Origin of the sequence: Paenibacillus sp. GSMTC-2017, assembly GCF_016019935.1 — a bacterium.
GTDB lineage: Bacteria > Bacillota > Bacilli > Paenibacillales > Paenibacillaceae > Pristimantibacillus.
Window position 1 is genome coordinate 1 of the sequence record NZ_JAECMT010000012.1, and the last position, 12985, is coordinate 12985.

Below are 12985 nucleotides of genomic sequence, written 5' to 3' on the forward strand. Positions count from 1 at the left end.
GTTAGAATCACAGATTTACGATCAGTCTTTCACATCTAAACGTATGTATACGGATATGAAGATGACAGAATTAAGTTACACAAAGAATAATACCGCTATGAATTCGTTCGAATATAGCTATGATCTTGCTAATAACATTACAAGTCGGAATGAAAACAATTATGCAACAAACTTTACGTATACACCATTAAATCAATTGAAGACATCAAGTGAGTTTGATGAAACATACACGTACGATTCACGTTATAACCGCGCCACAGTAGCAAGTACTAGAGAATTGCCTGTGCAAGAAGCACAGTACGAGTACGATAAGAAAAATCAACTAACAAGGGTATCTGGTACTCATAATCCAATAACGTATTCATACACAGGTGAAGGATTGTTGTATGAGCGAACAGAAAATGGAGTAACAAATCGATATTACTATGATGAAAACCAGTTGCTTCTAGCAGAAGCTACCGTCTCATCACATGGTGAGTCGCAGATGAACTATATGTACATCCACGATCTAAACGGACAGCTGATCGGCAGACATGATGTTGCAGCAGGAAAGATGAAATACTACCAGCTAAATGGTCATGGGGATGTAGTTGCTGTGGTCGATGAGCTAGGAAATAAGCTGAACGAGTATCGTTATGATGTTTGGGGCTTGCCACTAGAAGAGAGAGAAACGGTACCCAATATTCTCAAGTATTCAGGTGAATACTGGGATAAGACAACTAAGCTACAATATTTGAGAGCAAGATGGTATGATCCGAGTATGGGGCGCTTTATTAATGAGGATACGTATGAGGGAGAGATACGTGAGCCACTAACGCTAAACTTGTATACGTATGTTGCTAATAATCCATTAGTATATATCGATCCTACGGGGAACACCTATCATAAAAATGGACAGAGTTTGGGTGGAATCGGACAACCTGGTATGCCAGTAATGCCTGGTGGTATCCCTGCTGCAGTTTCTGGTAAACCAGCCCCTCAGAAACCAGCTCAAGCACCAGCGAAAGCTCCGAAACCACCAAAAACCCAAGCTCAGAAACAAGCAGAAGCCAATGCAAAGGCTCATAACGACGGTGGAGCTTTAAGTGATGAAAACCTTACTGCGAAGCAGAGTAATGCTAAGGGAAAGAGTTTAGTTATTGGTAATAAGTCTGTTGTAGACGCAATGTTATCTAATGAAAAAAAATACAAGTCAATTTTAGCTTATGATTGTTCTGAAATAGCAGAAGATTTAGCGCTAGCGGCAGGGAATAAAGGGAAAATAATTACAATTAAATCGTCTGAAAAGAATGGGACAATAAATGTTACTGAGTACGGAAAAACTGAAATCTTTGAATACCATACTGTTTACTCAGATGGTACATATGTTTACGATCCTCGATTCAGTAACCAACCAATTCCTGTAGTTGAGTATATGGTTACCATTAATAAGCAGAATGATGGAAATGTGTCTGTAAGTACAGAAATTTTGAGATAGGTGAGGTAGAATGAAGAAAAAAAGTATTTATTTGATGGAAAATGATGAGGCAGAAATTCCTGAACTTATGGCATATACTATTTCAAAATTAGGTTCATTTGAATGGTATAGAACAACTATGTATGATCCGAATAACATTTATGATCGACCGGCAGGTTTTTATTTTAGATTCCACAATAAGAACGAATTATACCTACAATTAGAGACTTGTATTAATTCTTTCCTCGGCAAACTTCAGTGGTGTATTAATGTCAGTAATAACACTCGTCATATGAATTATATAATTGAACCAAAACTAGTTTATGAAGCGAAATTATGTGATGAATATGTAATCAGCTATAATTTGAAAAGTATTTTGGGGTATAATTACAATACAGTCTGTGAACAAGCGATAGAAGACATTCCCTTATTGTGTAAACATATTGAAGAGTGGTTTGATATTATGAGTAAACGGCCTTATCTTCCTACTAAATAACGCTATACCAATACGATAAGCAGGTCGATAGTGGTCAGTGGGGCTGACCCCCGTTTATGAGACAAGGATCAAAACACCTTGCAAGTTTAAACAGCCAGTCGCCTGTAATCAATCGGTGACTGGTTGTTTAGTTTCGCTTGAATACGAATAGAGTTATAATAGGCTCTACTGGGTAACTTACTCTTGTTGTCAAAGAAAAAACACCTCCAAGTTTGTCTCCATATCTTACGACATGGCAGCATTCTCTTGAAGGTGTTTTGATTTGTCTCACGCTAGGGGGTCAGTCCCTTTTCTAGTAATAAGAAATTAAGAGGGTTATTTATATAGAATATTTATTCATACTTAAAATTAAGAGCATCAACATACATCGTCCCTGCTGCATCCCCAGCTGTTGCAACGTATTGCAATGATATTTTTGCGTATGAAGAGCCAGCAGGAGTTAGTCCATTGTTTTTCAAAGTGACATATTGTCCTGCAGTTAGCTTAGATTCGGTCGTTCTTTTGTCTAACAATTGATTTGATGAGTTATAAAATTCGATAACTAGTTGTGCTTTCGCTTTATGTAAGAGTTCTACGTTGAATGCACTAGTTAGTGTGTAATTTTTATTAGGCTCCACTTTTACCGATTGGGAAAGTGAGTTGACTCCATTGATAGGTATCCATGCACCAGAAATTTGTTGAGCAGTAGTACCTGAGAAGATTGGATTTAGCGTCGCTGTACCCTTGAGAGTAACACGTTTAACAAGATTTCCATTACTATCTGTTATGAAATACGATTTATATTTCACGCCATTTTGTAGTGTTGTCGTTGATTGAATTTGGTTCGCATTATTGTAGATATAAGCTGTTTTCTTATCTTGAAGTTCGATCTTAGTTACGAGCTTGGTTTCATCAACTAGCCCTTGGGATGTTTTACTCCAATTATCTGCTATGCCATTAACTCCGGTATACGTTTCAAAATCAGGATTAGTAAGAAGGTTAGTGTCTATGCCTTTAACCAAACGCAAAGAGTCCAAATAGATAGTGCCAGTGCCTTTATTACTGTTCGGTGTAGATAGATGAACATGTAACATAGTTTTTACTGTATTTGTAGGAGTTGTAAATTGTCCATTATAGGTAATCCAATCGTTATTGCCCGTATGTCTGACAGGGATAATTAAACCAACTCTCTTATCATCCTTATCAAAGAAATACATGATTACTTCAACCTGAGAGTTTGCCATCGACTCCGTTTTCAACCGTCCACTAACAGTATATGCTGTATTTCCATCGACTTTAACCTGCTGATGTACATTGATACCCCCACTTGGAGTGAAAATGGCTGATATCTTTTGAGCTTTATTTCCGGTGGAAACTGGTGTAGATACAACATCCAAATTGTTTGTGATACCTGGAGTTACCCAGGTCCCCCATTCATCAGCAACTCCATTTGTTCCTATATATGATTCAAAATCAGGATTAGCGAGCAAATTAGAATCCGCGCCTTTTACCATTCTCATGGAGTCCAAAAACAGTGAACCTTTACCATCTTTATTGTTTGGTGTAGACAAATGGATATGAAGTGTCGTTTTCACTGCATTAGCCGGAGATGTAAATTGCCCATTAAAAGTAATCCAATGAGTATTGTTTGTATGTCTGACAGGGATATCTAACCCTATATGATTATTATTTTTATCGAAGTAATAAATAATGGCTTCTATCTGAGAATTTTCCATCAACTCCGTTTTCAATCTTCCACTAACAGTATAAGTGGTATTACCTTCGATTTTAACTTCTTGATAAACATTGATACCTCCACTTGGGGGAACATTCGCTGAAATTAGCTGGGCTTTGGTACCAGATGATACAGGAGCAGATACGACTGCTAAGTTATGAGTAATCCCCGGGTTAACCCAACTTCCCCACCCGTCAGCAAGACCATTAGTTCCTGTGTATGTTTCAAAATTAGGATTAGCAAGCAGGTTAGCATCCGCACCTTTTACCATTCTCATAGAGTCCAAAAACAGTGTGCCTTTACCATTTTTATTGTTTGGTGTAGACAAATGGATATGAAGTGTCATTTTCACTGCATTAGCCGGAGATGTAAATTGCCCGTTAAAGGTAATCCAATGAGTATTACTCGTATGTCTGACAGGGATATCTGACCCTATATGATTATCATTTTTATCAAAGTAATAAATAATGGCTTCTACTTGAGAGTTTTCCATCAACTCCGTTTTCAATCTTCCACTAACAGTATAAGTGGTATTACCTTCGATTTTAACTTGCTGATGAACATTGATTCCTCCACTTGGGGGAACGTTCGCTGAAATTAGCTGGGCTTTGGTGCCAGATGATACAGGAGCAGATACGACTGCTAAGTTATGAGTAATCCCTGGGTTAACCCAACTTCCCCATCCGTCTGCAACCCCATTAGTTCCTGTGTATGTTTCAAAATCGGGGTTGTAAAGTAAGTTAGCGTCAATGCCTTTGATCATACTCATGGAATCCAAATAGACAGCTCCAGTACCACCACTAGTGAGTGTAGAAAGATGAACATGAAAGGTAGTCTTTACTGCATTCGCCGGAGTTTTAAACTGTCCGTTAACCGTTATCCAATATGTATTGTTTGTAAGTGTAACAGGAGTATCGATACCTATTAATGCGTCATTCTTATCAAAGTGATACATGACAATTTCCACTTGAGAATTTACCATCAACTCTGTCAGTAGTCTCCCGCTTATTGTATAAGTGGTATTTTCGTCGACTTTAACCTGTTGTTGAACATTAATTCCTCCGCTTGGAATAGCAGATGCTGAAATACGCTGTGCCTTAGAGCCAGATGTCACAGGAGAAGATACAACTCCAAAGCTGCCTTGAATGCCTGTATTTGTCCAGTTTTTCCACCCATCAGCTACCCCATTTGATCCTGTGTATGCTTCAAAGTCAGGGTTAGCAAGTAGGTTAGTGTTTTGTAATACTGTTGCTGATGCAGCTGCATTCATACGATTACGATGATCTGTATCGGTATTCGCTACCGAGGCACTTACTACGCCTCCTCCTAGTATTGAAAAAAATAGGCACCCTGCACAGAGGATAGAAACTAGTCGTGTTAATTTTGAAGTCACTTTTATTGCCTCCCGAAATGATTTGCTAGATTTAAACTCCATTAGATATAATCCTGCTAAATTATATATTTCTCTATTCACATCTGTATATAGTATTTATAGATTTTAGAAAAAAGAGTTTATTAGTTGAATGGGATTTAAAATTAAAAAATGAAATTATCATGTTATTTCTCAACACTAATAAAAGAAATAATGAATTAAATTAAAAAAAGTTAAAATACGACAAAATAACTCAAAATTCGACAAAATATCCTACTGAATTCAAGTCGCAAGATACTATATAGTAATAAAGGCTCTGTTTATAAAGTGAGACTTTTAATGAATAAGGCGGGTTGTGACAAAGTGATAGTGAATACAAAGAAAAAATCGGTACTAAGAGAAGTTCTATTTATTACAGTATTATTTTTGCTGATAAGTTTAGTGTTTAACTTGCGTGTCGCTGCTTCAAATCAAAAATATGTTGCTTTACAAAATGAATCTTTTGAAAAGGGATCTTTTGCGGAAACCAGCTTTTTAGCAGGTTCAGGTCAAATAACGAATGATCCTAAAAAAGTAATAAATGGTTCCTATTCCGCCTTATTGGACGCTGCAAATAGTAAAGGATATAGCGAATTTGCTTACTCAGACTCAAACAAAATAAAGTTTGAAAAAAATACAACGTACTCTGTTACCTTTTCTTTTAAATCAATTCAAGAGCCTAGCAAAGCAAACAATGGTTCATTCTATTTTTTAGCACGAAGTACAAATGAGATTTTTGATCATAAAAAAGATAAAGGCTGGACCGAGTGGACATTACCTACTGGTGAAAAAGGAAGTAAGACAGTTACATTTACAACAGATAATGAACAGAATTACATTCTTATTTGGGGTATTTATAACGGTGGGGCTCTATCAATAGATGATATAAGCATTTCGAAATTGAGCGAATCGTTTGAAAAGGGGACTTTTGCGGAAACTAGTTTTCTAGCGGGTTCAGGTCATATTACGAATGATCCAACGAAAGTGATAAGTGGATCACATTCTGCATTTTTAGATGCAACAAATATAAAAGGGCATGTTCAATTTTCGTATTCAGATTCTAACAAAATAAAGTTTGAAAAAAATACGAAATATGAGATTACATTTTCATATAAGTCGATTGTTGGGCCTTCACTAACTGACAATGGAACGTTTTATTTTTTGGCACGCAGTAGTAATCCAATCTATGATCCAAAAAAAGATAGAGGATGGACAACCTGGGAAGCGCCTACAGGGACAAAGGGGATAAAAAAGGTTCAATTTACGACAGGAAATGAAGAAAACTATTTTCTTATATGGGGTATTTATAACGGCGGGGCTTTCTCATTGGATAATATTTATATAAAAAAAGTGAGTGAATCATTTGAAAAGGGTGAGTTTAACGCTACTAATCACCTTGCTGTGAGTGGAGAAATAACCAATGATCCCTCTAAAGTGATTGACGGTTCCTATTCCGCTCATCTTTCATCAGTGAATGCAGGGTTTTCTGAATTTTCATACACCGATTCTAGTAAAGTACAGTTCTTAAAGAACACTGCATATACCGTTACCTTCTCTTATAAAACAGTAAAAGCATCTAACAATGGTTATTTTTATTTTATGGCACGCAGTACTAATAAAGCTGAAGATAAGGGGGTGCTAACATGGCAAGATACAACAGGAACCCTTGGAACGAAGACAATTAAATTCATAACAGGAGATCAAGATAGCTACTATTTGATGTGGGGCATTTATAATGATGGTGCGCTTTCTATCGATAATATAACGATCACTGAAGATCAGTTTCAGTATGATGCTAACGGGAGATTGATCAAACAAGTTCTTTCTAACCATAGGACAGTTAAATATTATTATGATAACAATGGGAACTTGATTAAGAGTGTGGTTAGTTAATGGGAGGTTCAAATGAAAAGTAAATTGAGGTTTTTATCCATTTTTATTGTGGTTCTGGCTTTTTCGTTTCAATCTGTACATGCGCAGAATATTGTCGATAGTTTGTTTACTAAACAATATATCTATGATGAAGCCAATAAGCTGAAGATGATTAAATTCAGGCAGTATGGACAAGATTTAATGAAAAATTACGAATATGATTCTAACGGTAATCTATTAAAAAGTACTGCTGATTGGTATAAAGATACGTTTGAAGAGGGGAAGTTTGAGTCAACGAGGTACACACCTGGTTATCAAAACTATTTTGGCAAGATGACTAATGATTCGAAAAAAGTGATAAACGGAAAGTATTCGGCACTTGGAGAGTCGGTAAACGAGTGGGATTGGTGGGAGTACTTATATTCGGACTCTAAAAAAATCAAGTTTGAACCAAATACAACGTATCAAATTAAGTTTAAGTATAAGATCAATGGTATTTCCGATCGAGGTGGTTTCTTTTACTTTTTTGCTAGAGCACCAGGTGGAGACTTTGGCAAGGATCGAGGGTTTATTAAATGGACAGGTCAAGTAGGAGAGGTTGGCAATAAGACGGTTACCTTCACTACAGGAGCGGCAGATGATTATTACTTGGTATGGGGAATAAATCATGGTGGATCTATCTCCATTGATGATGTCCATATAAAGAAAGAAGTAGAATCATTTGAAAGTGGAGAATATAAATCGGTTCCATTTACGCCGGGGTATCCTGCAAATGCAGGAGGAATTACTAATGATGCTTCCAAGGTGGTGAATGGTAAATTCTCGACTTTGGGAGAATCTTCTAGTGACAGAGATTGGGTTGAGATTTTACATACTGATCTAAACAAACTGAGATTTGAACCGAATACGACGTATCAGGTTAATTTTAATTATAAGGTTAATCGACTTTCGGATCGTGACGGTTTCTTTTTCTTTGTAGCGAGAGCACCAGGCGGGGATTATAGTAAGGATCGTGGAAACCAGTCATGGACGGGTAAAGTAGGTGAGGTAGGAAGTAAGACATTTACTTTTACCACAGGTTCTGCAGTAGATTACTATTTAATTTGGGGATTGCATTATGGAGGATCATTATCAATAGACGATATTCAAATTAAAAAGGTAGAGGAATCGTTTGAGAGTGGGGACTATTTGGTCACTCATTTCAATCGAGGATCTCCAGTGAATGCAGGTAAGATTACGAAAGATCCATCCAAAGTAATCAGTGGTAAATATTCCATTCTTGGAGAAACAGCGAGTAGCATGGAATGGTTTGAGTATCTGCATACAGACAGAAGTAGATTGCAGCTCGAAGCCAATACGAAGTACCAAGTGAAGTTCAAATACAAAATAAATCAGATTTCGGATCGTAATGGATTTTTTTATTTTATTGCTAGAACGCTAGATGGAGAGTTTACCGTCAATGATAGAGGCGGTACTCCATGGTCAGGACCAGTAGGTGAGGCTGGAGAAAAAACAATCGTATTTACGACAGGAGCTTCACCAAACTACTACTTACTGTGGGGAATGCATCGTGGTGGTTCAATATCGATAGATGATGTGAACATACAGAAAGTTAGCTAACGCTACTAGATTTCTCAGATACAAATTACTAAAAAATACATATTACACATGTGAGGGAGTATTGAAAGATGAAAAAGATAGTTTGGACTCTTATTATCGTCATGTGCTTGGAGCTAGTGCTGCCTAGTCTATCAGGATTGCAACAAACAGCAACAGCACAGGGGGCACAGCAGACGGCGAAGCAGGTAAGCGAGCAAGGAGAGTTGCTTACGATTGATAGTTTATCTATGAAGTATAACGTATCTACTTCTGTAATTATTGAGTTGATGAACCAAGATTACACGCTGCAGGAACTTTTGACTGCACTTCAACTAAACACGGATGCTGCTGCGTTATCGGAAACACTAAAGCAGTTATACCCTGAAAAGTGGGAACTAAATCAGAAAGCTACAGTTACTGATGTAACGTATAACTTAGATCATTTGTTTCCATTAAATATGAAGGACTTTAATAATGGCATTAATGCTGAATACGGCGAGAAAACAGTAACAAATTCTGTTTATCTACGTTCCATGAGCAGTTTACCAGGTGGTACTACTAGCTATGATTCTTTGGGAGTCAATAATCAACACGTTAAACTGGATCAAGCCCCATATAGTGTAAGTGCAGGTGTTGAAAATATATCAACGCTAGACGGATCGTTGAATTTGAAGGAAACGGACATTGGGATTCCTGGTCGTAACGGTCTTTCGTTTAACTTAACACGTTCATACAACAGTAATGCATCAGAATTTTTTGATAAAAATGCTCAACAGGCTCCATTGTGTACTGCTAACTTTAATCCCCAATACAAAATTAAAGCTAGAGAGCACATCATAGATGCTAATCCAAGATATGAGGAATTGGAAGATACTATTATTAAATTGGTACTCCCAGGTAAATTTGTTTATAAATCAAAGATACTACCAGCACCGCCTGAATATCGGATTAAAGATGTGAATTACCATGATATTTATGAAACAATTTCTAACATAGATGAAAACCAAATGGCGAAAGAATATTATGAAGAAATAGCTGGAAAGAATTACGAACTAAAATTATATCCGATTAAAAATAATGAATTTTATATGAATAGTTATGATTGCATTTTTAACGCCGCTTTTGAGTCAAGAACTAAACCAGACATTATGGATAGTCGAACACAATTAGGCAAAGGTTGGTCTTGGGACATTCCATATGTGAAAGTAGATGATGTTAATAATCAGTTTGTATCACTACCTAATGGTGGTGGCGTCTACAAAGTTGATCGTGATAAGAAATTAGAAAATTATCCATGGAATGACGTTACCTTCGGCATAAATAATCAGAAGGTATTTAACGGTGTGCGTACCTACTATGAGTTAACCTTTAAGCAAGGAATGAAGTATTATTTTACTAATAAAGGTAATTTGATACGCCAAGAAGATGCGTATGGCAACTACTTAGATTATAAGTATCACTATTGGGGAGATACAGAATACAGTTTAGAGAGGGTAACAGATCCACTTGGTAATTCGATTACGTTAACGTATTTGGGAGATCAAATTATAGCTTCGAACGGGGTGGATAAAGTTGTCTATCAGATTGGATCAATCCCGAAACCGAATCCGAATCCGCATCCGTATCATAGTTTAAACTACTTGCAGTCTGTTACAGATGTAGCAGGTAGAAAAACGCACTATATCCATGATTTTGCAGAGTCAAAATTTACGGTTACAGGTAGAAGCGCACCCTACGCTCGTAACGACTTTGCACTAATTAAAGAGATTCATCATCCAACAGGTGCGAAGACTGCGTTTAAGTATGATTCTATACTACGAAACCCAAGCAGTGGGACAAAGCAAACACAATTTCGTGTAATTGAACGTAAAGATGTGACAGAGTATACAGGTAGACCAAAAGTAGAAAGCAACATAAGTATGTTTGAATATCCAGGAGATCCGTATTCATCACCAAGCGAATAYAGCTATCAAACGATTGTTTCTAACGGAGATGTAACTACAAGAGATTTAACGACAACGTTTACTTACAACAAAGTAAAGAGAGATAGCCAAGATAAGTTTTATAACGTAGAAACCGTGCAGAARGGTGGTTCTACTGAACAAATCACCCAGCAAACGTATGACGAATACTACCGCCATCCCTATCCAATTAAAATAGTTTCGAAGAAGAGAAGCGGTGGTGCAGAGAGTCCAGCAGTTATCGTCAATCGTCATTATGATCAATATGGGAATATAACAAGCGAAACGAACAATATGGGTGGAAGCACTCTAACAACCTATGATTCAACCTTTGCCCTACCACAAACGGTGACAAGTAAAACAGATACAACCCAGCAATCTTTCACACGGTTTGAACGTAACCTTTACGGGTCCGTTGTAGAATCTAAGACTTACGCAAACTCTGAGAGTGGTCAACTGTTACGTCATACCAACTTCGAGCACGATGGCTTTGGTAATGTTACAAAAGTAATTACTAACAACAATAATGGGAAATCAGCAGTATACAAATACCTCTATAGCCCTGAATACCAGTATGCTTATATGACTCAACAAGAAGTGGATGTTACAAATGTAGATGGTCAAACGACAACCATTGTAGAAAAGGCAACGTATGACAGGCTTACAGGAGAGTTGCTTTCATACACGGATGGACTAGATCAAACGACATTCTATACGTACGACCGTCTTGGGCGCACGACTTCGGTTAAGATGCCGAACCAATCACAGGTAAGCTATATTTATAACGATAGTACAAATCATATTACTATTAAAAATACCCTCGGTGAAATTCAGCAGGTTTGGTTTGATACGCTCGGCCGAATCGTACGAGAAACTCAAGGCCTTGGTGAAGTGAAATATGGCTACGACGAACGGACGAGTGATTTAATATGGCAAGATGATGCTTACAACAATCGTACGATATTTAGTTACGATGCGTTTGGACGTTCAACGAAAACTACTTATGCCGATCTAACTTCTTCCAGTATGGAATATGATGACGTTAGACTCACAACAACTATGGTAGATGCCGAGCAGAACCGATCGCGTGTAACATCAGATGTTCTTGATCGTGAATTGATGGTTGAATCGTTAATCAACAATCAGAATTATGTTCCAGTTTTGAAGCAAGAATATAATGTGTATGGAGATGTTGTTACAGCAGTAGATGGTAATGGTAATCGAACTACTTACAGTTATGATGCACTAGGACAATTGAGTGCCGTAACCGATGCAGAAAAACAGACGACAAGTTATGAGTATGATAGACTAGGAAACTTAGTAACTACCATATATGGGAATGGACAGTCTACTAAGAAAGAGTATAGCGAAATTGGACAAGTCACAAAGAAAATCAATGGTACTGGCCAAATTCAGAAGATGTATTATGATAAAAATGGTAATGTAATCAAATCCGTTGATCGGAGTGGCGTTGCAACTGATAACATCTTCGACAACATGAACCAATTGATCTCGACGAAGACAGGTACTGATCAGGTGCAATATACGTACGACACGGAAGGCAAACGATTGACGATGACCGATCACCGTGGCATGACAAGATATGTGTATCAGCCTGTATCCGGATTCTTAACAGAGGTTCAGTACCCAGACAATATAATTGTGACCAACAGCTATGATCTTAACAAGAAGACAGGTTACAGGGTACCACAAGCCAATGTAGAAGTAACAGCTAATTACGATACAATGAACCGAATGAAGACGTTAGATGTATCAAATTATAGTGGAAGTACGAAGAAGATTAGCTATGGCTATAAGAAGAATGGACAGTTAGAATCACAGATTTACGATCAGTCTTTCACATCTAAACGTATGTATACGGATATGAAGATGACAGAATTAAGTTACACAAAGAATAAKACCGCTATGAATTCGTTCGAATATAGCTATGATCTTGCTAATAACATTACAAGTCGGAATGAAAACAATTATGCAACAAACTTTACGTATACACCATTAAATCAATTGAAGACATCAAGTGAGTTTGATGAAACATACACGTACGATTCACGTTATAACCGCGCCACAGTAGCAAGTACTAGAGAATTGCCTGTGCAAGAAGCACAGTACGAGTACGATAAGAAAAATCAACTAACAAGGGTATCTGGTACTCATAATCCAATAACGTATTCATACACAGGTGAAGGATTGTTGTATGAGCGAACAGAAAATGGAGTAACAAATCGATATTACTATGATGAAAACCAGTTGCTTCTAGCAGAAGCTACCGTCTCATCACATGGTGAGTCGCAGATGAACTATATGTACATCCACGATCTAAACGGACAGCTGATCGGCAGACATGATGTTGCAGCAGGAAAGATGCAATACTACCAGCTAAATGGTCATGGGGATGTTGTTGCTGTGGTCGATGAGCTAGGAAATAAGCTGAACGAGTATCGTTATGATGTTTGGG

Annotated in this window: 6 protein-coding genes and 1 pseudogene; 5 read left to right on the top strand and 2 right to left on the bottom strand. The window is 37.4% G+C overall.

Annotated elements, in window-relative coordinates; genetic code table 11:
- Nucleotides 1-1477: RHS repeat domain-containing protein (locus I6N90_RS24485; protein ID WP_232243321.1), on the top strand; the 1477-nt coding region annotated here is incomplete at its 5' end.
- Between the two features lie 10 nt (nucleotides 1478-1487).
- Complete coding sequence (locus tag I6N90_RS24490) at nucleotides 1488-1952, top strand: hypothetical protein (RefSeq protein ID WP_197938553.1); 465 nt, start codon at nucleotides 1488-1490, stop codon at nucleotides 1950-1952.
- An 86-nt stretch (nucleotides 1953-2038) separates the two neighbouring features.
- On the opposite strand, the pseudogene I6N90_RS25330 reads toward I6N90_RS24490, so the two are convergent.
- Both I6N90_RS25330 and I6N90_RS24495 read right to left on the bottom strand, forming a co-directional pair.
- Nucleotides 2039-2113, bottom strand: a pseudogene (locus I6N90_RS25330) (IS3 family transposase); the annotation flags it as partial.
- A 171-nt stretch (nucleotides 2114-2284) separates the two neighbouring features.
- Complete coding sequence (locus I6N90_RS24495) at nucleotides 2285-5059, bottom strand: carbohydrate binding domain-containing protein (protein ID WP_197938554.1); 2775 nt, start codon at nucleotides 5057-5059, stop codon at nucleotides 2285-2287.
- A gap of 318 nt (nucleotides 5060-5377) precedes the next feature.
- Between I6N90_RS24495 and I6N90_RS24500 the strand changes: the two genes are divergently transcribed.
- The 3 genes from I6N90_RS24500 to I6N90_RS24510 all read left to right on the top strand — a co-directional run.
- Nucleotides 5378-6970: an RHS repeat domain-containing protein gene (locus I6N90_RS24500; protein ID WP_197938555.1), complete on the top strand. Its 1593-nt coding sequence runs from the start codon at nucleotides 5378-5380 to the stop codon at nucleotides 6968-6970.
- A 12-nt stretch (nucleotides 6971-6982) separates the two neighbouring features.
- Nucleotides 6983-8569 carry a hypothetical protein gene (locus tag I6N90_RS24505; RefSeq protein WP_197938556.1) on the top strand — a complete coding sequence of 529 codons (1587 nt, stop codon included), beginning with the start codon at nucleotides 6983-6985 and terminating at the stop codon, nucleotides 8567-8569.
- A gap of 68 nt (nucleotides 8570-8637) precedes the next feature.
- Nucleotides 8638-12985, top strand: a 4348-nt coding sequence (locus I6N90_RS24510) for an RHS repeat protein (RefSeq protein WP_197938557.1), incomplete at its 3' end; no start/stop codon positions are given.